22 protein-coding genes are annotated in these 22,271 nt (G+C 40.2%); all 22 read left to right on the forward strand.

Annotated elements, in window-relative coordinates:
* The coding region (locus CD00_RS16560; RefSeq protein WP_026654046.1) for a hypothetical protein at positions 1-2,107 on the forward strand (2,107 nt) is incomplete at its 5' end.
* 477 nt (positions 2,108-2,584) lie between these two features.
* Positions 2,585-2,713 carry a hypothetical protein gene (locus tag CD00_RS20825; RefSeq protein WP_255346785.1) on the forward strand — a complete coding sequence of 43 codons (129 nt, stop codon included), beginning with the start codon at positions 2,585-2,587 and terminating at the stop codon, positions 2,711-2,713.
* 241 nt (positions 2,714-2,954) lie between these two features.
* Positions 2,955-4,529: a hypothetical protein gene (locus CD00_RS0100010; RefSeq protein WP_026654047.1), complete on the forward strand. Its 1,575-nt coding sequence runs from the start codon at positions 2,955-2,957 to the stop codon at positions 4,527-4,529.
* A 51-nt stretch (positions 4,530-4,580) separates the two neighbouring features.
* Positions 4,581-5,339: a hypothetical protein gene (locus CD00_RS0100015; protein ID WP_026654048.1), complete on the forward strand. Its 759-nt coding sequence runs from the start codon at positions 4,581-4,583 to the stop codon at positions 5,337-5,339.
* 140 nt (positions 5,340-5,479) lie between these two features.
* Entirely contained in the window at positions 5,480-6,271 is a 792-nt protein-coding gene (locus CD00_RS0100020; protein ID WP_074463294.1) for a hypothetical protein, read from the forward strand.
* A gap of 4 nt (positions 6,272-6,275) precedes the next feature.
* Positions 6,276-7,634 (forward strand): hypothetical protein, encoded by a 1,359-nt coding sequence (locus CD00_RS0100025; protein WP_185750348.1) that lies wholly within the window; start codon positions 6,276-6,278, stop codon positions 7,632-7,634.
* Positions 7,591-7,905 carry a hypothetical protein gene (locus tag CD00_RS0100030; RefSeq protein WP_026654052.1) on the forward strand — a complete coding sequence of 105 codons (315 nt, stop codon included), beginning with the start codon at positions 7,591-7,593 and terminating at the stop codon, positions 7,903-7,905. Before CD00_RS0100025 ends, CD00_RS0100030 begins: the two co-directional genes overlap by 44 nt.
* 5 nt (positions 7,906-7,910) lie before the next feature.
* Positions 7,911-8,864: a hypothetical protein gene (locus tag CD00_RS0100035; RefSeq protein WP_026654053.1), complete on the forward strand. Its 954-nt coding sequence runs from the start codon at positions 7,911-7,913 to the stop codon at positions 8,862-8,864.
* A complete protein-coding gene (locus tag CD00_RS0100040) occupies positions 8,824-9,666 on the forward strand; it encodes a hypothetical protein (protein WP_207640428.1) in 843 nt (280 codons plus the stop codon). Before CD00_RS0100035 ends, CD00_RS0100040 begins: the two co-directional genes overlap by 41 nt.
* An 18-nt stretch (positions 9,667-9,684) precedes the next feature.
* Positions 9,685-10,227, forward strand: coding sequence for an NUDIX hydrolase (locus tag CD00_RS0100045; RefSeq protein WP_026654055.1), 543 nt, complete (start codon positions 9,685-9,687; stop codon positions 10,225-10,227).
* A gap of 88 nt (positions 10,228-10,315) precedes the next feature.
* Entirely contained in the window at positions 10,316-11,344 is a 1,029-nt protein-coding gene (locus CD00_RS0100050) for a glycoside hydrolase family 5 protein (RefSeq protein WP_026654056.1), read from the forward strand.
* A 69-nt stretch (positions 11,345-11,413) separates the two neighbouring features.
* Positions 11,414-12,496: an ABC transporter substrate-binding protein gene (locus tag CD00_RS16565; protein WP_051594015.1), complete on the forward strand. Its 1,083-nt coding sequence runs from the start codon at positions 11,414-11,416 to the stop codon at positions 12,494-12,496.
* A 3-nt stretch (positions 12,497-12,499) separates the two neighbouring features.
* The gene (locus CD00_RS0100060; RefSeq protein ID WP_026654058.1) at positions 12,500-13,525 is read left to right on the forward strand and encodes a FecCD family ABC transporter permease; all 1,026 of its coding nucleotides are present in this window, start codon (positions 12,500-12,502) and stop codon (positions 13,523-13,525) included.
* Between the two features lie 3 nt (positions 13,526-13,528).
* Complete coding sequence (locus CD00_RS0100065) at positions 13,529-14,299, forward strand: ABC transporter ATP-binding protein (RefSeq protein WP_026654059.1); 771 nt, start codon at positions 13,529-13,531, stop codon at positions 14,297-14,299.
* Between the two features lie 110 nt (positions 14,300-14,409).
* Positions 14,410-15,498 (forward strand): type I 3-dehydroquinate dehydratase, encoded by a 1,089-nt coding sequence (locus CD00_RS0100070; RefSeq protein ID WP_026654060.1) that lies wholly within the window; start codon positions 14,410-14,412, stop codon positions 15,496-15,498.
* A gap of 55 nt (positions 15,499-15,553) precedes the next feature.
* On the forward strand, positions 15,554-17,146 hold the full coding sequence (locus tag CD00_RS16570) for an ATP-dependent helicase (RefSeq protein WP_051594016.1): 1,593 nt from the start codon (positions 15,554-15,556) through the stop codon (positions 17,144-17,146).
* 25 nt (positions 17,147-17,171) lie between these two features.
* Positions 17,172-17,753 carry a 3'-5' exonuclease gene (locus CD00_RS18925; RefSeq protein WP_242839001.1) on the forward strand — a complete coding sequence of 194 codons (582 nt, stop codon included), beginning with the start codon at positions 17,172-17,174 and terminating at the stop codon, positions 17,751-17,753.
* A gap of 209 nt (positions 17,754-17,962) precedes the next feature.
* Positions 17,963-18,145, forward strand: coding sequence for a hypothetical protein (locus CD00_RS0100080; protein ID WP_026654061.1), 183 nt, complete (start codon positions 17,963-17,965; stop codon positions 18,143-18,145).
* Between the two features lie 109 nt (positions 18,146-18,254).
* On the forward strand, positions 18,255-19,751 hold the full coding sequence (locus CD00_RS0100085) for a hypothetical protein (protein ID WP_026654062.1): 1,497 nt from the start codon (positions 18,255-18,257) through the stop codon (positions 19,749-19,751).
* A 53-nt stretch (positions 19,752-19,804) separates the two neighbouring features.
* Positions 19,805-20,197 (forward strand): hypothetical protein, encoded by a 393-nt coding sequence (locus CD00_RS0100090; protein ID WP_155841137.1) that lies wholly within the window; start codon positions 19,805-19,807, stop codon positions 20,195-20,197.
* 161 nt (positions 20,198-20,358) lie between these two features.
* On the forward strand, positions 20,359-21,420 hold the full coding sequence (locus CD00_RS0100095) for a hypothetical protein (RefSeq protein WP_026515045.1): 1,062 nt from the start codon (positions 20,359-20,361) through the stop codon (positions 21,418-21,420).
* Between the two features lie 96 nt (positions 21,421-21,516).
* The gene (locus CD00_RS16575; protein ID WP_051594018.1) at positions 21,517-22,062 is read left to right on the forward strand and encodes a sensor histidine kinase; all 546 of its coding nucleotides are present in this window, start codon (positions 21,517-21,519) and stop codon (positions 22,060-22,062) included.
* Positions 22,063-22,271 lie beyond the last annotated feature (209 nt).

The following is a 22,271-nucleotide window of genomic DNA, read 5'->3' on the forward strand; positions in this document are numbered from 1 at the left end:
TATGACTATGACAATGGCAAGTTCTGACGTTCTTTCAGATTTTGGTATGTCAGATCTTTCTAATTCAGACAAGATCGATGACCTCAAGGATGACATGAATAAGTTAAACGACGGTTCGAATGATCTTGTTGACGGTTCCAAGGAACTTAAGAAAGGAACGGGCAAGCTCAGAGACGGAGTGTCGGATCTTTATGACGGAACAAAGGAGTTTAAGGACGGAACGGCGGAATTAAAAGACGGCACAGGAAAACTTAGTGACGGAAGCAAGGAGTTCTACGACGGACTTGTTAAATATACAAACGGTGCGCATGATCTTAGAAACGGAACGGCTGCTTTGGAAGAAGGCCTGAAATCTGCAAAAGATGGTTCATCTGCTCTCAGACAGGGAATGGAAGATGCAAATCTTGTTGATAATGCCAAGGCTCTTGCACAGGGAACTGAAGCGGTTAACGGCGGTGTAAAGCAGCTGGCTCAGATGGCTTCTTCTCTTTCAAGCCTTATGGCAGCTTCATCACAGCTTTCTTCAATAAAGAATGCTTATTCCGTTACGCAGGCTTATCTTATCGGAAGCAGAACCGATGCGACGGCAGCTGCTATCGCATGCCAGACCCTCGGCGTTGATAAGGCAAAGCTTGATGCAATTATAAATGTTGGAAAGACAGCTCTTTCACAGGTTAGTACAGGTAGCGTACCAAATGAGCCTCACGACGCTGCGCTTGTTATGACAGTAGGTGGCGGTGAACTTACGGAGCCTGATGATGCGTCAAGGCAGGCATCTACTCCTGAACCTGCACAAACAGGAGATGATTCCGATAATAATTTAAGCGGTGGAGAGCCTTCTACAGGTACCACGGGTGAAAATGGTTCCGGTTCGGGAACGGACAATCCGGATGGAGGAAGCCCGGCAACTACCGGAAATGGATCAGGGGCGACTGCTTCAGGTGCGCCTGCAACAGGAGGTTCCTCGGAAGGAACCGGCAATAACGGAGTGACGGGTACAGGAAATCAAGGTGGAAGTACAGCTTCTACTTCAGAAAATGCAGGAAATCCTGCTGCAAGCACAGGCGGCTCAGGAAATCAGAGTGGAGCAAATCAGGTTTCCGGTAACGGAAGTACAGCGGGAGCAACTCAGGGAGAAGTTCAACCTGTAAATGGTAATCCGACAGGGGGAGCAGATGCAGGAGGTGCAAACGGTCAGAATAATGAAAGCATATCTGATCAGCTTCGAAGCAACAAGATGGCAGTAAGGCAGGGGCAGGGAATTAATTCTGCAATTTTGCTGGGAGGTGGAAATCCGAATCAGAACCAGAATTCTGAGAAGACATATACTCAGGCAGAACTTGATCAGAAAATTTCAGAAGCACTTCAGGCAAAAGATGCAGAACTGACCGCTACAAAAGCTGCTTTAGAGACTGCAATGGGTGCAATAAACACTGCAAAGCAGCAGACACCTATGATAGCCGCATATGCAGGATATCTTGCTCAGACTCAGGCAGTTCTTACATTTATAGAAAAAGCGCATCTTGATACGCTTATAAATCTTGACCCTGCAACTCTTCAGAAGATTGCTCAGCTTGATGCTCTTGTTGCGGGTGCGGATCAGGTTGCAAACGGAAATGCACAGCTGGCAGCAGGCATAGAGAAACTCTATGGCGGAACAGTTCAGCTCGATCAGGGACTTGGCAAGCTTAAGGACGGTTCTACAGAGCTTAGAAAAGGCGCTGATACATTGACGGATAATAATGCAACAATAGTTGACGGTGCATTCAAGCTTTACGACGGCGCTTGCAAGCTTGATGAAGGAGCAGGAAAGCTGGACGACGGAGCAGGAGAGCTCTACGACGGAGTAGGCAAATTGTACGACGGAACAGGCGAGCTTGATGACGGTGTTCAGGAGCTTGTTGACGGAGTTATTAAGTTTGATAAAGAAGGTATCAAGAAGATCTACGAAGCATTCGACGGCGATCTTTCTGATTTCTCCGACAGACTTTCAGCTATTGAGAAAGCCGGCGAGAACTACAGCACTTTCGGCGGCGCATCCGATGATACCGACAGCAGCGTGAAGTTCATCATCAAGACAGACGGTATCAAATCCGAGAATGCGTGATGTATACTTGATACATCGAGTATTCTTGTGTGAATATTTAGGCATTTATAACATGAAATTTATTGAGTATGACCCTGCGGAGCAAAAACGCTCTGTAGGGTCATGCTTTTTATGCTTGTTTAGGCAGTGTTTTACTGAAAGGCATGACTCTATAAGCAGAAAATGAGCTGTAGGGTCATATAAATAAGCACTCCAAGGGAATGTATTTGCTGAAAGGCATGACCCTACAGGAAGAAAATGAGCTGTAGGGTCATATGAACAAGCGCTCCAAGGTAGTGTGATTGCTGAAAAGCATGACCCTACAGGAAGAAAATGAGCTGTAGGGTCATATAAACAAGCGCTCCAAGGAAGTGTGATTGCTGAAAAGTATGACTCTACAGGCCGAAAAAGAGCTATAGGGTCATATAAACAAGTGCTTCAAGGGAATATATTTGCTAAAAGGCATGACTCTACAGGCAAAAATGCACCATAGAGTCAATGCCAGAGCTACAAATCCATGACTGCAAAGAAGGAATCTGGCGTCAGAGTCAATACCAGAGCGGCAAGGCCATGACTGCAAACTTTGAATCTGATTCCAGAGTCAATATCGGCGTATCAAAACTATGATCGCAAAGAAGGAATTTGGCGTCAGAGTCAATGAAAGTGCCGCAAATCTCTGATCGCAACCGAAGAACTTGCCAATGGAGTCAAGAATCAAATTCCACACACAGATTTCAGCAAAAGCATGATATTTGCCCTATAAAAACAGAACACAGAAAAAACATGATTTCATAATATATACGTCAATTATTTTGTGTATTGTATATATACGATACACAAAATAATTGACTGAAATGTGGAGGGAATTATGAAAAAATGTAAATCAACAGCCATTTTGATGGCTTCAGCTATGATGCTTTCACTTGTAGGATGCAGCGGATCTAGTGATGCGGCTTCTTCAGGAAGCAGCGCTATGGAATTGACTGAGGCTGAACTTAGACAGGCAGCAAGAGAGGCAATGATTGCTTCTGAGGCGGCAGAAGCTTCATCAAGCGAGGATGCATCAGCGGCTTCATCATCAATAGATGCGGCTACGGCAGCTTCTTCCGATGTAGCAACAACAGCAACTTCAACCGAAGTAGCAGCTACAACATTGAATTCATCTGAGACATTAACAACTACAGGTACAGCAACTGCGACAACCACAAATGGCACAACTACTACCGGCGTAGCAACGGCAACAACCCCTGACGCAGCTACTACAGGTTCATCTGCACCTACTGTTTCAACTACAGATTCAAACACAACTGCAACTACCGAAGCGGCAAATGCGATTCCTGCTAAGCTTGCAGATCATGAGTTTGTATATAACGGAAAAGTACACTCTGTTTTGAACAGCACAAATACTATAATGTCTAATCTCGGACAGTATCAGAGCAGAAACACATCTTGTCCTGAACAGCCTTTTTATTCCTATGATGGAGGAAACATTATTTTTATAACAGGTATCAAAGATGGAAACGAACTTCCTGTTGATATCGCAGTTTATAAAAAAGGTATACTTACAGCACGTGGTGTCGGTGTAGGCTCAACATTGGCCGAAATAAACAATGCGTATAACGGATGCAATAAGAGTTCTTTTAGCTTGAATAAAGATTATGGTATATCAGTAAAGTTTGATGCATATACTTTATGTTTTTATTTCAATACCAAGAACGATACAGTAGTAAGCTATTCATATGATAATAACGATACTTTGTCAAAGATGTACCCTGTTAAGTCAAATATCGCGGATTCTACAAAGAATATAGTTGCGACCGGAAAAGCTCAGGCTACTACATCAAGCTCAAATGCAACAACTGCTACAAATACAACAACATCAAACACAAATGCCAATGCAACACCTGCTGCAAACAACACAGCACCTGCGCAGACAACTAATAACGCAGCTCCTGCACCTGCAGCAACTACAACTCAGAATAGCAGCAGCGTTTCTGAGGCTGAGATCATGTATAACGGCAAGAAACTTTCTATCCTTGACGGAGCGTCAACACTTATGGCTAACCTCGGTCAGTGTGAAAAGAAAGATACATCAACAGCTGATGAACCAAGATATGTTTATGATTCAAATAACATAAACTTATACACATTTGTTAATAACGGCGAAGAGTTAACTTACGATCTTTGCATCTATAAGCAGGGCGCAAAGACATCTCGCAATGTCGGAGTTGGTGATTCAAAAGATAGTATTATAGCTGCTTATGGTAGTCCTGCAGAGACATATAGTTTTTATCAGGGATATGGCTTCAAGTATAAGTTTGATACATTCACTTTATACTTTAATTTCGACACAAATACCGATAAGGTATATAATATTGCATACGGCAATAATGATACGATAAGAAAGAGACATGCCGCTCATCCTAATTATATTGGGGATTAAAGGATAACAGGGTTTTATGAAAAGAGATTTTGGAAAGAGAGGAAAGGAACTATGAAAATTAAAAGAGCATTGTTGATACTTACAACCGCGCTTGTTGTTACAGGATGTACACCGTCTTTAGAGGGCATTACTGAGGCTTTAGGCGGAAAAGAAGAAGCGTCTTCTGAGAAAATTACTGTTGAAGACGAGCCTTTGGTTGAGGAAACTACTGAGGAAGCAACAGATGCAGAATCTTCTACTGATGAAACAGCAGAGGCAGAAGGCGAGCCTGTATCTGATGAGGAACTTAGCACATTTACAAATATGTTTATTGATGTGAATAGCGATTGTTTTGGTTTCCTTTGGCCTGAATACAGCAGCCCTGAAGAAATCAAGTGGGATCAGGCTATAGGCTGTTATACTCCGGGACTTACAGCAGAAGATCTGACTGATGAAGAAAAGAAGGAGTTTTATGGCTTTACTGATATAGAAGGCGAGCTAGTAGATTCGGTGGTAAGAAAAAAGGATCTTACTAAGTATATCAAAGATCATACCGGACTTGATGTTACCATTGATGCGAAAGATGTTCCTTCATGGACATACAATGAGAAATACGATGCATTCCTTATAGGTGAAAACCCGTGGGGACAGGATACACCTTTAGTTGAAGGTAAATTTGTGTCAGGAACTAAGTCAGGTGACACCTATACACTCAAATTCCAGCCCGGTAATGAAATGTTTGATGAATCATGTAAGCAGCCTGAAAGAACTATCACATTTACTAAGTCCGGTGACAAACTTGTATTCAAGTCAAACAAACTTGGAAAGTAATAAGAAAACGCTTATTTAATTAAGATTTTCTGATATGGAGAAAAATGCGCAGCTCATCTTATATTTATAAGGTGAGCTGTTTTTTTAACAGGCTGAACACATTTGATCTGTATAATAAAAGACACAGAGAGAAAAGCAAAATGAAAAGAAGAACTACATTGTTGATACTCGCAACTGCTTTTGTTATATCCGCATGTACACCGATTCCATTGGAAGGCACTACTGAGACTTCAGGTGAAAAAGAAGAATCGGCATCTGAGGAAGTTACTGCTTCAGATGAATTTGCGTCTGATGAAACTACTGAGGAAACAACGGAAGCTTCAACTGATGAAACTGCTGAGGCAGAATCTTCTACTGATGAAATTACAGAGGTAGAAGGCGAGCCTGTATCTGATGAGGAACTTAGCGATTTTACAAAGAGGTTTACTGCGACCTGTAGCGATTGTTTTGGCTTCCTTGGACCTGAATACAGTAGCCCTGAAGAAATCAAATGGGATCGGGTTATAGCTTACCGAGTTGAGGGTCTTACTGAAGATGAAGACAAACTTCCAGATGAAGAAAAGATAGAATTTTACGGTTCTACAGAGTTGGATCTTATTGTGGATACTGTGGTAAGAATGGATAAGCTCATTAAATATGCCAAAGATCATACCGGACTTGATATTAACATTGACCCGAAAGATTATCCTTTTTGGACATATAATGAGAAATATGATTCAATCCTTATAGGTTGTAATCCGTGGGGAGATGATTCGCCTTTATATGACGGTAAATTTGTGTCAGGAACTAAGTCAGGTGACACTTATACACTCAAATATCAGCCTAACAATGAAAACTGGGATGAAAAGTATAAGCAGCCTGAAAGAATCATCACATTCACTAAGTCCGGAGACAACCTAGTATTCAAGTCAAACAAATTTGGAAAGAAATAAGAATATGTGGATAAAAAATATACTTCCGTCATTGTTATGTCTTTTAACAGTGGCGGAATGTTTCGGTATAAATACAAAACAGGTTAAGGCGACGGAAGCTGAATCACACGCAGCCATATATGACAGGCTGCTTAAAAACGAAGAAAAAGTCCTTATAGATTGCAGCGGCGACGCGGAAGAGCTCTTTTCTTTTAAGAGGTATGCAGGGCAAGAACTCGTTTTGTCAGAGGTTATCAATAACATCGTTAATTGCTACTATACTGTGGATGAGTCAGCCGTAAGCCTCGGGGAAGTTGAATATGCATATCTTGACTGTGGGAAAGATGGCAACGATGAAATAGCTTTGAGAGTGGGCGTCCGGGGAGATTTTGAGCGGGAAATATATGTGATCATTGAGGAAATAGGCGGAAAGCTTAAAACGGTATATTCCAATTTGGAATATTTTGAAAAGAAAATATGCATTAATGAGTATGGATATATTGAAAGCAAGGATAGCCCTTACTGTGAGAGTGTATGTAAGGAATATGTGGACGGGATGGGAAACTACCACTATATTGCCACTGAGAAGACAGATAGCGACAGGTTTCCGTACGGAAATTTGATCAGAAGGTCTGCAGAAAGAGAGAATGAGCAGGATTATTTTTCTTTTGCAAAAACTGAGATTTATCCTGACAGATATGTTTTTGACAGCGCGGACTTAAACAATACTAAGAGTAATGAAATGGATGATATTTGTTGCGGAAATCTGGTCGGACATATTAATTTTCCTAAATATTTAAAGAGCTCACCTTATGTTTTCAACGCTTCGGAAGATGCGGCTAATCATACTATCTTCAAAGACAGTCGCGGAATAATTGAGTATACGGAATCACTTGGACTTAAGTTATACAGCCGTAAGGACTACGTGAAGATATTGGAGGCAAAAGAGAAGGAAAGCGGTCTTACAGATGAAATCAAGAACGGGCATTTATTGAATTGGAACAAGTTTGATTGCAGTTCTTTTTCTATGAATATCAGATCGATATCGGAAGATGGAGATTATTTGGCATATGATGCATTGATTAGCCGCTTAAAGAAAAACATAGAAGATGACAATTATAACGGACTAACACCGGAGCTGACGGGGCTTTCATACGTTTTGAGTTGGGAACTTGCTGACGATGATGTTACGGTTGGATATTTCATAAAAGATATAGATGGTGATGGAATTGACGAATTGTTTTTTGGAAGTTGCAGAAACGACGACAATGAGTATTATTCATCTCCGTTTGACTGTGTTATTTATGATATGTTTGCTATCAGAGGTGGCAAACTTACCCATGTTTTTTTCCGGCGCGGAAAGAAGTCGCTATTATCTGTGTGAGAACGGTGCGATAGCAAATGAGGGTGCAAGTTCTGCATCTGAAACAGTATGGTCTTTTTACAAGTATCATGAAGGAGAATTGGAACTGATAGAAGGCCTTTATACGTGTCTCGACAGTGAGTTGACGGAACACATGTATTACACCGACGGCTCAAAGGAATCTGAAGTGGATGATTCAGTCGTGGGAATGTACTCTTTTGATTTTCGTGATTTTGCCAAGTACAAGTATCAAAAGATTGATTATATACCTATTATTGAGAAAGAGAATTAGACAAAATGAGATTAGGCAGAATAATTCCGTTGGCGTTATGTCTTTTGACCATGACAGCGTGCTCCGGAGAAAAGGCGCAACAGACCATGGATTCAGCGGAGACGGCTGCAAACGACATAGAGGCAGCAGAGGAAAAAGAACACGCAGACATATATAAGAGATTTCTTGGAAACGAAGAAAAAGTCCTTATGGATTGCAGCGGTGATGTAGGAAAAGTCTTTTCTTTGAAAAATGCGGAAGGCAAGGAGCTGACATTATCGGAAGTTGTTAGGGCTGTCCGCGATTCTTGTAATGCTGTTGACGATTTTTATGTGACACTTGAATGGACTGAATATGCATATGTCGATTGCGGAAAAGACGGCAATGAAGAACTTGCGCTTGAAGTAAATATGCTGGGGACAAGATGGTTTAAAGAGTGCTTGGTAATTAAGGAAATTGACGGACACTTAAAGACGGTATACGGAAATAATATTAAATGCAGTTCTGAGTATGCAGGGCACTTTGATGTTAATGAGTATGGGTATATCGAAAGTACTGATGATTATTTGCACGAAAAAAGAAGGGAGTACATTGATGCTTCCGGAAATAATCAGTATATTTCTTCTGAATTAATGGTAGGCACAGAGGATTACCCTTTTGTTTATGACGGTGAAACGTTGGATATTACAGAAAAGAAGGATGAGACGAAAAAAGATGATCTGAAAAAGGATGATCCGGATAAGAAATATGGATTTTTACCCAAGGGTACAATTCATGCCGATGGGTATAAGATTTATTGGGCCGATCTGAATGATACTCCGGAAAATAAGGCTGATGACATATATTGTGGTATTATGACCGGACATTGTTTTACACATTATTATGTTAAGAGCTTTAAGTGGTGTGAACATGATGTTTCTGCAGATATTGGCAGTTCGAATGCGTTTGAGGCAGCACGCCGTTTCAGAGAGTTTTTTTGACCAAAAAGGGCTTAAGTTGTGCACTGTTGACGAGTTTGATGGATTGATAGCGGCAAAAGAAAAGGAAGCGGGGCTTACAGAGGAAATCAAGAACGGGGAGAGAGTAAGTTGGACTAAACTTGATAATAAAGACCTTCTTGATGAAGAAACTCAGGAAACAGCGGATGTTGATTATGGCGTGTACGATGATCTTATTTGCAGACTAAAGACAGAGATTTGTAAAACAAAGCCAGAGTTTTCAGAGGAATCTTGGGATTCCCTTTATGATTACGTTGAGAAACATGGGCTTTCGTATGAATTATATTATTACATAAAAGATAATTGCGGTATTACGGCGGGATATTTGCAAACCGATATTGACGGCGACGGAGTTGATGAGCTTATTCTGGGAACCAATAGTCCGGATACTTTGGAAAACGGTGAGCCTTGGTCCTGTGATAATGACGATCAGATTTATGACTTATTCACTATTCGGGATGGAAAACTTCTGCATGTCTTTAAAGGTTGGTGTAGAAATCGGTATTTTCTCTGTGGCGACGGCGTGATAGCAAATGAAGGTTCGAACAGTGCATTCAGTGGAGATATGATGTTCTATAAATACTCCAAAGGAGAAATGGAACTCATAGAAGGCGTTTACTGGGACGGTGGTTATAAAACATATTATGAAAATGGACAGAAAGCTTACGTGGTAAATGATTCGGAAGATGATAGTAGCTCATCTGAAGATGAAGAAGTTTGGGAAAAGTATGAGTACAGGTATAAAAAGATTGATATTATACCTTTTGTGGAGAAAGAAAAGTAGAAGGTGAGGAGGGACAACATGGATAAGTGGAAGCAGTTAGACAGAGAGTATATTATTGACAATCGCTGGGTAAAACTGGCAAAAGATAAGGTGCAATTACCAAACGGAACATGCCTCGATGATTTCTATGTATTTGAAAAGAAGAGCGTTTCGTTGATCGTTGCAGTTGACGAGGATAATAAGGTTCTGATAAAGAGTGAGTACCGCTATCCTGTAGATGAAGTATTATACGAACTTCCCGGCGGAGTGATAGAAGACGGCGACAGTGCACTCGATGCGGCGAAAAGAGAATTACTCGAGGAGACAGGCTTTTCATCAGATGACTGGACAAAACTATTGTCAGGATATGACTATCCAACTAAAGACACTAATGTTGTAAATATCTTTTTGGCAAGAAACATCAAGAAAACAGGCGAACAGAACCTTGAGGCGACTGAGGACATTGAATTCAAGTTTATTCCGCTTAAAGAAGCAGTTGATATGTGTATGTCAAATAAGATTAAGGTAAATGGCACAATCGCAGGACTGATGATGGCAGAAAAGATAATTGGCGTTATGTAATGAGCAGTATTCCTTAGAACCACATAGCTATGGTATGATATACAAGAGTCAAAAATTGGGGTAACAAAAACATGGTGGAGGTTACAAAATGAAAAAATTCAAAGGCTATATGCATGGAATTAACCTTGGGGGATGGCTTTCACAGTGCAATCACACTAAGGAAAGATATGATAATTTCATTACGGAAGATGATTTTAAGGTAATAAAGTCATGGGGGCTTGATCACATCAGAATCCCTGTTGACTATGAACTTGTTGAGGATGAAGCAGGAAACTATATAGAGGACGGTTTCGCATATATACAGAGAGCAATAGAAACTTGCAAGAAGCTTGGACTTAACGTGGTTCTCGATCTTCATAAGACATTTGGTTACAGTTTTGATGACGGCGAGAATGAATCAGGCTTTTTTGACAATGTAAAATATCAGGACAGATTCTATAAGCTCTGGGAGCAGTTTGCACAGAGATTTGGCAAGAACGCAGATATGCTTGCTTTTGAGCTTCTTAACGAAGTTACCAAAAAAGAGTATTGCGAAAAATGGAACGATATTTCCTATGAGTGCATCAGAAGAATAAGAAAGATCGCACCAAAGGTAAAAATCCTTGTAGGTGGATATTACAACAACAGTATCGAGGCGCTTAAAGACCTTGCGGCTCCTTATGATGAGAATATTGTTTATAACTTCCATTGCTACGAGCCCCTTATTTTTACACATCAGGGCGCGCACTGGATCGAGAAAATGAATGATGATTTCAGAATGCCTTATGATTCTACATACGGCACATATATCGAGAATAACGACAGAGAGCTTGATCACATAACAGGTGATATGTCATCATATGACAAGCAGGAGTTGATAAGTGCGAAGTACTTTGATGATTATCTTGCAGAGGCCGTTAAGATCGCGGAAGAAAGAAACGTTCAGCTCTACTGCGGAGAATACGGAGTTATTGATAAGGCAAGTCCTGAGGACGCACTTAAGTGGTACAAGGACATCTGCGGATGCTTCGATAAATACGGAATCGGACGTGCGGCTTGGAGCTACAAAGAAATGGACTTCGGACTTTCGGATGAACGCATGAAGGGCGTTGTGGATAAGCTTATCAAATTACTTTAATAATAATGATATTTAGGGGCGAAAAGTTATTTTTTGCCCCTTTAATAAAGCATAAAAAGGGGAGAAACTATGAAAAAGAGATTTTTGGAATTGGCACTGGTGCTCACGATGATGTGTACCGGAGTATTTGGATGCGCAAATAAAGGTGAGCAGGAAGCAGGCGCAGAATCAAGCGCCGAGTCCGGTGCGGCAGACAGTTTGGGAGAAAGCGCATCGGATATAACTTCGGAAGCTGCAACGCAGGCTGGTAAGACTGACAGAAGCGGCAATCCGATAACTGTTCCTGGAAGTGTCGATACTATAATATCTATGGCACCGTCTACAACACAGATTCTTATTGACCTTGGACTTGGCGACAAAATAATAGCATGTGATACGTATTCTTTTGCCAGCTATTCTGCAGATCTCAAGGCCGATATTCCTCAGTTTGACATGATGACACCGGATCAGGAAAAGATTGTTTCGCTGAACGCCGACATTGTTTTTACGACAGGAATGAGCGCAAGCCACGGCGATGATGTATTTGCTTCGGTAAAAGAAGCGGGAATCTGCGTTTGCGATATCCCAAGCAGCGCGAGCATAGCAGACATTGAAGCAGATATTCTTTTTATTGGAGACATTGTAAAAAAGAGTGATGAAGCCAAAAAGATCGTATCTGAAATGCAAGATACAATCGCCGATATTACAGCCGCATCAATGAATATAAAAGATGACCAGAAGAAGACGGTTCTTTTCGAGCTCTTTACACCATCTGCGGAGTCACCCACGATCTACACTGCAGGTTCGGGCACATATATAACCGAGATGATCGAGCTTATCGGTGCTGAGAATGTTGCGGGAAAAGAAAAGGATGACTGGCCGGCGCTCACAGAAGAAGCGGCCATCGCGATGGACCCTCAGGTTATCCTCACTGCAGATATGTATACGGATGATGTTATAAACGTGCTTCTTGGAATGAGCGGCTGGGAGAATGTAACAGCCATCAAGAACAAGGCGGTTTATCAGATAGACAATGATACCGTAAACAGACCGAACCACCATGTGGTAAGCGCTATGATCGAGATGGCGAAGGCTGTTTATCCCGAAGTATATAAGGATCTGAAAGATCCTTTCGCAAATGACGATGCGGAAGAGGAAAAGCCCGCAGCATAAAATATGGATACAAAAAAACAGATAAGAAAAATCTTTTTTATCATATTGATCACGGTTGTATCGCTGGCGCTTTGTATATGCGCGGGAAGCGTTCTTCTTTCTGCGCGAGAGATGGCGGACATTCTTGCTTATAAGATGTTTGGAAAGGCGCTTCCGAATACGGCAAATGTTTCGAATGTTTCTATCTTGTGGGAAATCAGGATGCCAAGGGTTTTCTGCGCATTTTTTGCGGGAGCGGCGCTGTCACTAAGCGGAGCTGTGATGCAGGCGGTACTTCAGAATCCTTTGGCATCGTCTTATACAATGGGCGTTTCGGCGGGAGCTTCGCTTGGAGCGGCAGTTGTGATCATAACCGGAGCGGCGGGGAGCGTGCTTGGGTATTTTCTTCTTCCGGCAGCAGGTTTTGGCGCGGGACTTCTTACGGTGTTTCTCGTGATAGCTTTTGCGGCAAGGATTGACAGAAATATGCAAAACAACACTTTGATCCTGTTCGGTATGGTTTTTTCGCTCTTTGTAAATGCGATGCTCACGATACTTAGCACAATGTCGAGCGAGCACGTGCAGAGACTTATCATGTGGCAGATGGGCTCTTTTTCGGGGAAAAGATGGGTTCATGTTGCCGCACTTTGCATCTGCACTTTGATCGGAGGATTTCTCCTTATCTTTTTCCACAGAGAACTGGATATCATGACTTTTGGCGAAGAGCAGGCGATGAGCATAGGCGTCGATATTAAGAGGAAAAAGACAATGCTTCTTGCGATAGCATCTTTCCTTACGGGTGCGGCTGTATGCTTTTCGGGAATTATAGGTTTTGTCGACCTTACGATTCCTCAGATCGTGCGAAAGATATTTGGTGCAAAGCATAGCGTGGTTCTTCCGATGTCGATGCTTCTCGGTGGCGTATTTATGGCACTTGCGGACATGGTGTCGAGGACGATCATGGCGCCGAGGGAAATCCCTGTCGGTGCGGTCACCGCGATAATCGGTGTTCCTGTATTTGTCTGGATCTATTTCAAGGGGAGGGAGTGAACTATGCTGATTCGTTGTGAAAATGTCGTATGCGGATACGGTAAAACACCTTCCGAAAATCCGGTGCTGAACGGGATAAATCTTGATATCGAAGAGGGCAAGAGCTATTGCATCCTCGGAGCAAACGGATGCGGCAAGACGACGCTTCTAAGGGCGCTTTCGGGAATGCTTCCGTATGAGGGTAGTATAAGTCTTGAAGGTAAGCAGGTTTCAATGCTTAAGCGAAAAGAGATTGCATCCAAGATGGCTATGCTGAGCCAGATCTCACAGATTTACTTTTCATATACGGTTGAAGAAGCAGTGATGCTTGGAAGGTACCTGTACGCTGACAATTTCCTCGGAATCCCCGGGAAAAGGGACAGAGAGATAGTTGCCGAGTGCATAGAAAAGAACGGCTTAAAAAATCTCAGAAAACGCCAGATAAGCAGTCTTTCGGGCGGACAGATGCAGAGAATGCTTCTTGCAAGGACAATGGCGCAGATGACGCCTATAATCATACTCGACGAGCCGACCAATCACCTTGATCTTAAGTACAGGGCAGAACTTGAAAATTTTTTGAAAGAGTGGAAGAAGGACAGCGGACACACGCTTATCGGTGTCTTCCATGACATAAATTCCGCGGTTGAGATTGGCGATGAATTTATCTTTATGAAGGATGGTAAGATAGCCATGAAAGGGGCAAAAGAGATGCTTCTTGACGGCGACGAACTTAAGAAAATCTATGGAATGGATGTAAAGGGGTATATGAAGAAACAGCTGTCATTTTGGATGTGAGAGTGTGTGAAAGATAACAAAATATAATAAATGATAACAAAAGATAAAAAATATAGTATAATAATAACAAAAGATAAAAGATAATGTATAAAGATAAAAGTGGAGGAAAGATGGAAAAGCGAGTTGATCCGTTTACCAGAACACCGGGGATTGCTGGAGCGGCTTATATTGATACATGTATAGCTGATGAGATCATCAATAGTTTTACAAGCGAGGAGTCTTCGAAATATGTTTATAAGATAACCGGTATAAGGGGATCCGGCAAATCGGTAGAATACGGGAATGTCATACGTGCGCTTAAAGCTGATAAGAAGTGGCTGGTATATCCTCTTTCTGCTGCAGGAGATGCTGTTAAGACTCTTATATCCAAACTCAGTATGGAGAGCTTTATAGATTCCAAGAGTAGGGTAACTGAGGTCAGTTCTTCGGTTTCGGCGAGTGGAAATGTTTATGTGGCTTCAGGTAAAGGTGAGGTAAGTGTCGGGAAAAAGGTTTCCGATAATGAGCATTTTTATTCTGATGAAGCGATGCTTACTAAGATGGTAGCAGAAGCAAATAAGAAAAAATATAATGTTTTGGTTGGAGTAGATGATATTTCCAAGACGCCGGAAATGATCAGACTTTTATCGATGATAGGTTCGATGATACTTGAAGGAATGCATATTTATTTGCTGGTAACAGGTTTGGCTGAAAATATTGAGGAGTTTTCATCAGAAAAAAACCTTACTTTTTTCAAGAGAGCAGATGAACTTGAGATAAAGGGATTAAACAAATATGATATTACGGCCATGTATCAGAAACTGTTGAAAATAGATGCTGTGGAAGCAAAAAAAATCGAAGAGGAAACCAAAGGATATGCTTATGCATATCAGGTACTTGGGTCTCTTTATTTCGGTAAACAGAAGAATGAGACACTAAACGATATCATTCCCGAATTTGAAAGGATAATGTTTAGAGATTCATATGATCTGGTTTGGAAATCTTTGAGTAACGGTGAAAAAGAAGTTGTCAGATGCATATGTAAGACCAAAGACGGTAAAGCTGAAGATATTAAAAAACTTATGGCGAATGCAGCTTCGTATTCGGTTTATAGGAGCAGATTGATAAACAAACATCTTGTCAGCGACGAAATAAGAGGATATATGAAGCTCAGACTTCCGCATTTTGACAAGTTTGTAGAGATTTGGGGAGAAGATTAAATACATCTGCACACCGGCGCGAAGGAAGCAGGCGCGAGCTTAGCTGATATTGAAGATGATAGGCTCGATGGTATCTGAGGAAATGGTAAGCGAAAAGGAAATAATGACAGACAAGGAATTTATTGATAAATACGGACAAAAACTTAATAATGAGCAGATTGCAGCTGTAAGAGCGGTTGAGGGCTTCGTTCTGCTTCTTGCAGTTCCGGGAAGCGGCAAGACAACGGTCCTTATAAATCGTCTCGGATATATGCTCTATGTAAAAGGAATACGACCTGAAAATATACTCACTCTTACCTATACCGTTGCCGCAACAAAGGATATGGCAAGACGATTTGAATCTGTATTTGGAAGAGCTTCCTCTAATTTACTTGAATTTAGGACAATTAATGGAATCTGCTACGAGATAATAAGAGAATATGGAAGACGTATCGGTAAAAAGCCTTTTGATCTTATAACGGACGATAAGTTATCCGGAAAAATCCTTACAGACATATATATCGACGTAATGGATGAGTATCCCACAGAAAGCGATATAAAGAACGTTCGCACTCTTATAACATATTGTAAGAACATGCTTCTTACGGAAGAAGAGATAAAAAAGCGCGGAGAAGACGAAGGACTAGACCTCTTTAAAATATACGATCGTTACAATGCAGAATTAAAAGCAAGAAGTTTGATGGATTATGACGATCAGATGATCTATGCCTATAGAATGCTCAAAAGTTCTTCGGAGATGCTTTCTTTTTTCAAGAATAGATACAAATACATATGTGTAGATGAAGCACAGGATACTTCAAAAAGCCAGCATATGATAATTTCACTTCTTGCCGGAGAAAACGGTAATCTTTTCATGGTGGGAGATGAAGACCAGAGTATTTACGGTTTTAGAGCTGCATACCCTGATGCACTTCTTAATTTTGAAAAAGACCATAGAGGTGCAAGAGTTCTCGTAATGAATAAAAACTACAGATCAAATGCCAAGATTGTTGAGACGGCAGATCTTTTTATACAAAAGAACTTTAACCGCCACAATAAGCATATGTGCGCAGAAAGAGAAGCTTCTTCAGAAATAAACTACGTAACATTAAGGAGCAGAGATTCGCAATATAAATATCTTTTTGAAATGGCCGGGGCAAGTGATTCAGGGCTTGCGATTCTCTACAGAGATAACGAAAGTATTATTCCGCTTATCGATCTTCTCGAGAGAGAAGATTTTTCTTATAGAATAAAAAGCACTGATATGTCTTTTTTCTCAAACAGAGTAGTGGTTGATATTGCCAATATACTGAAATTTGCGTTAAATCCGTCGGATCCTGCGCTTTTTATGAATATTTACTTCAAGTTCCAAACATATCTTCGCAAACCTGATGCAGAGAAAATGATCTATATAGCAGACAGAAAGCACATCGGTATTTTGGATGCCGCAGAGAGTATTGATCTAAACGGGAGAGTCCTCGGGAATGTAAGGTCTCTCAGAACACATTTTAGAAACATGGCTATGGAGCCTCCGGGCAAAGCGCTTAATCGTATTGATAAATATATGGGATATGGTGATTATCTGAAAGATAACAACATTGCCACAAATAAGCTCTTTATATTAAAGATGCTGGCAAAAAAAAGAAAAGACCATTCCCGGTTTCCTTGAAAGGCTCGACCTGCTTCGCAAGATACTGACGGAAAAGAGAGAAGACTATAAGGCAAAACTTATTCTTTCGACCATCCACTCCAGCAAGGGGCTTGAATATGATAATGTTGTTCTGATGGACGTGATAAATGGCGTATTTCCCGGCAAGATGATCAAGAACTTTAAGAGCGCAACACCACAAGAGAAGCGCGATTACGAAGAGGAGCGCCGGATTTTTTATGTGGGCATCACAAGAGCAAAAGATAATCTGACGATACTTAAATACGATGATGCACCATCTGTATTTACAGGCGAGCTTTCACCCAAGAAAAAGAAGGATATGGCAAAAACGCATGCAAATGCGAAAAAGGTAGAAAACGTTTTGTTAAAACCGACTCCGCTTCTAAAAAAGAAATCTGTTCCGGTTACATCCGGTGTAAATGTTCCGGACAATCTTATCATCGGAGAACGGATAATTCAGACAAAATACGGAGAAGGCATTATAACAGATGTTTCTTGGGATGATGATGAAGTGCCGACCAAGTTCACCGTAAAATTCGATAATGGAATAGAAAGGAAATTTGTATATCCCTTTGCATTTACTACCGGGATGAGGATAAAACAATGAGGACCGCACTTGATTATAGAACAACAGGTGTTATGAAAATTCTGTGAATCCTGCGCCCATCTGCTTTACAGCAGTAATGCGATAATGTACAACTATTTTTGGACGTGGAAAACATTGGGGAATAATGACAGAAGATATTAAAACAAGATATAAATATTGGGAAAGAGTCTGATGGTTATGGGAATTTACTATCGCAAGAAAGGCTAAAAATGAAAAGAAAAATATTTCCGTTACTTTTACTCACTGTTTTTACATTATGTTTATCATCTTGCCATGGCAAAACGACAGATACAGAGGCAGCGAAAGAGCAGGACAGTTCTGCAAAGAATGAAGAAACCGGAACGGGTGGTGATACCAAGCAGGAATCTGAGCAGAAAGATTGTTTATTATGAGACCGGTGATAATTCTGTAGGATCTATGTATCTTATGAAGAATTAAACGGACATGCGGAACTTACCAGAATGAAATAGCATAAAATATATTACTTGAAAAGGACAAACAATGAGATTACGAATAATACTTCCGCTTTCTATACTTATACTTGCAACTGCATGTGAATCCCAAAATAAAAAACTGATCGAAATGGAATCCGAGCTTGTTCAAAATCAGGGCAATGCTAAGATCAGCGTTTATAATGATGATTATATGGATCATGGCAAGAAAAAGAATTATACCTACATTGATATAATCAAAGACAATGAAGTCAAAGCAACCATAAATACATATCGCCATCTGGATAAAGTTACCGATATGGATTGTTTTGACTTTAATGATGACGGAATAAAAGACATTGCAGTTATAGGTGTTTCGGATTCTGAAAACATGGTTTTAATATATGAGGCTACGTCTGAATATCAGTATGAGGTATTTTCCGGATGGAATAGTGTGGGAGCGGCTATTAATGAGTCGTTAGATGATGATTTTTCTATGGTCACATTAAAGAATATATTGTCGAAAGGCGCATCTTATTCGACAGAGATCAACGCGGAAAGAGCGGAAAGGGCGATAAGTGCGGCGCAAGAAGTTACGTATAGTGATTACAAGGCGGCATATATTGGTTTTCTTAAGGTTATTGATGAGTGCGGAGTTGATGAATATGGTTGTTCGGGAGGAGCATATTCAATATATGACATTGACAAAGATTCGACACCTGAATTAATTGTACACTATGGAGGCTGCGAAGCTGATTATCATGTATGGGTATATACATATACTGATAACAAAGTTAAGTGCATTGATGAGATATACACCGGTCACAGTGAGTTATATGCATATCCAAGTGGGAATGGAATACTGCAATATTGGGCTCATATGGGAGGAGAAGAATTTACCCTTTTTTCTTTAAATAATAATGAGCTAACAGCAAAAGAATTATATTCCGGAAGTACTGTGTATGAAGATCCGGAAACCGGAGAATATGATACAAATTTCACACCTGTAAGGAATGTAGTGCCTGATGCATATTTTCTTACATCATTTGCGCCTGATAATGTAATTCCGATAGAAAAATATGAGATTATCTCAGCATATGTGCCATCTCAAGACAATTCGAATTATACCTTTCCGAATAATAATCCTGATTTTTACTCGGAAATCATTGAAAAAGACAGTATTCTGAATGCAGTATCCGAGTACAGAACCGATCCGATTTATAAAGATATTCATTTTAGTGACTTTTTGAGAAAAATAGGACATTCTCCATCGGAAATACAGGATATAACATATGCAGATCTTAATTTAGATAATGTGTATGAATGTATTTTTTATGTTCTGAAAAAAGATAGTGAAGATTCTATTCGTATAATTCTGAGTAAGCAGGGAGAAAAAATTTATGCATATTATGATTCATCTTACATGGCAAGCACCGGGTGGGGGTATGCTGAAAAAACCGATATTACAGAAGATGGATTCTTTATAGAAGAGCCTAATGAACATTTTTTCCAAAATCGAGTGATGTATGATAAAGAAAAATGGTTCTACTATTCCGCGCCTTATTAATCTATACTCATGACTGATTTAAGTTATTTATTGATTTGGAGAACAAGTTGCTAGTGAGAAAACAGTTATTATTTACGACAATTATTGCTACTTTGGTGCTATGTGCATGTGCTAAAGAAAAAACTGTATCTGATGGCGTGAGTATAGAAGAAAATAGTGATTTGGCTGCTTCTCAAGAAGAGACAGATGTGATAGATCACACAAAAAGTCCTAAAAGCAGAGAAGAAGTGAGTATCGATGCTGAATCTGCAGCTCTTTATGATAAGTTTCTGGCGGATGAAGTAAAGACTACCTTTTACAAAAAAGGGGATAACAGCGATTTATATTTTCTTTCTGCATTCCTTAAAGATGGCGAAAATTATACATTATCTGAAATAATAGATGGGGAAATCAGTTATAGACGGGATAAATATCAAGATTTTACGTCCACTTCATCTCTGTTCTGAGGTTTTTTATATGACAGAGTACTTCGGAAATTGTAATAGATGTATTCCAAAGGTTATTCCGAGCCATATATAAGAAATCGGAGAATGCCGCTGTTTTAAAGGGTATGATGATATAGTCCAAAGGATAATGGAAAAATTTTGCTGGTTAAAGGATTAGAAAGATGAGGCTACACATAATAATACCGCTACTTTTACTTATATTTACTACAGGCTGTGGATCAGCGGGGAAAGAAAGCTCAATAGATCCGGAACCTGAAGATAAAGCAGTCGAATTATGTTCTGATTCCAAAGAAAAGTTGATAGAAATCGAAGCTGAGCTTGTTCCTCAGCGGGGACTTGCACAGATCTGCGTTTATAATGACGTTTTTGTAGATGACGGTGTTAAAACCAAATATACCTTTATTGATATCATAAAAGATAATGAGACAAATGAAACCATAAATACACATTGCCTTTTCAGTGAAATCACAGACATAGATTGTTTTGAATGTGCCTACGATGGGGAAGAAGGGGAAAAAGAAATTGTAATTATTGGTAATTCCTCTTCTCACACTACTGTTTGTGTGTGCGGAACATGTTTCAATGGCTCTAGTTATCGTTCATGTCTGTTTTATGGAGATTCTATTCAAGGATTGCTTGGAAATGATTTTTCTATGAATGAATTAAAGACTGTATTGTTGAAGGATGGAGTAGATGGAGTACGTAGTTTAGCCAGAACTATAATAAGTGATGCGGAAAAAAATACCTATAGTGATTACAAATCAGCATATATTGATTTTCTTAAGGTCATTGATTATTTGGAAGTTGAGGAATGTGGCTGTCCCGGGGCATTTTATTCAATATATGACATCAACAAAGATTCAACGCCTGAATTAATAGTATTAGGCTTTCACTGTGTATGGGTATATACGTATAGTGACGGCAAAGTTCATTATGTTGGTGAGTTTGGCTATAATCACGACGAGTTATTTCTATCTCCGAGCATAAAAGGAATAATTATGGCTGGAGCCTGGATGGGAGACGAATGGGTTGAACTATATTCTTTAAAAAATAATAAGCTCACATCAAAAGAATTATATTCCGGAAGAACGTTTTTTGAAGATCCGGAAACGGGTGACTATGATGATAAATATACATCTATAGAAGATGTGGTTCCTGATGCATATTCTCTTACATCATTTGCGCCTGATGATGTACTTCCAATAGAAAAGTATGAAGATTGATATGGAGAATAATCTGATAATGAGAAAAAGGTTAGTATTTACAGTGATGAACAACGCCTTGAATATGCCGGAAAGATTGATTCTCAGATCAATAAGATGACATGGCTTATCAGGAATCTCCTTGCGCTTTCTCAGATGGAAGCGGGAGTCTTGGAGATGAAGGAAGAAAAGGCGGACTTGAATGAAGTGATCATGGATATATCAGAGCCGATCGTGATCATGGCAGAAGTTGCAGAGGTGGAATACATCTGCAATATTCCTGAAGGTGTTGAACTCAAAGTGGATACACACTGGTTTAAAGAGGCTCTTTCAAATATAATCAAAAACTCCATTGAGCATACCGATGCAGGTGGCTTTGTTAAGGTATCTGCCGCGCAGAATAATCTGCGTACTACTATTGTTATAGAGGATAACGGGAAAGGAATCGGAAAAGAACATCTTCCGCATATATTTGAAAGATTCTATAAGGCAGGGAATTCATCTTATGACAGCGTAGGAATCTGCCTTGCCATAGCAAGGCAGATAATCCATGCGCATGATGGAAAAATAGAGGTAGAAAGTGAAGTTGGTAAGGGAACAAAGTTTACTGTAACGCTATATCGGAATGTCTTTTCTTTCGTATTAACGACTTTTGCCGTATAAAACCAAAAGAACAGGCATGTCAAAAGAAGCTGTCCCAACATTCTTATCATGGAGTGCCTTAGGGGGAGAAGAAAAAGATTTGCCATTCATGATGTCGTCTCCTTTGAGTGTTTTCGGCTTACTAAATGATAACGTATGTTATGAAAGTTTTGTGAATCCTGCCTGTATTCGCTTTACAGCGGCATTATGATAATGTACAACTTTTTATA

The organism is Butyrivibrio sp. AE3003, assembly GCF_000686065.1.
Classification (GTDB): domain Bacteria; phylum Bacillota; class Clostridia; order Lachnospirales; family Lachnospiraceae; genus Butyrivibrio; species Butyrivibrio hungatei_A.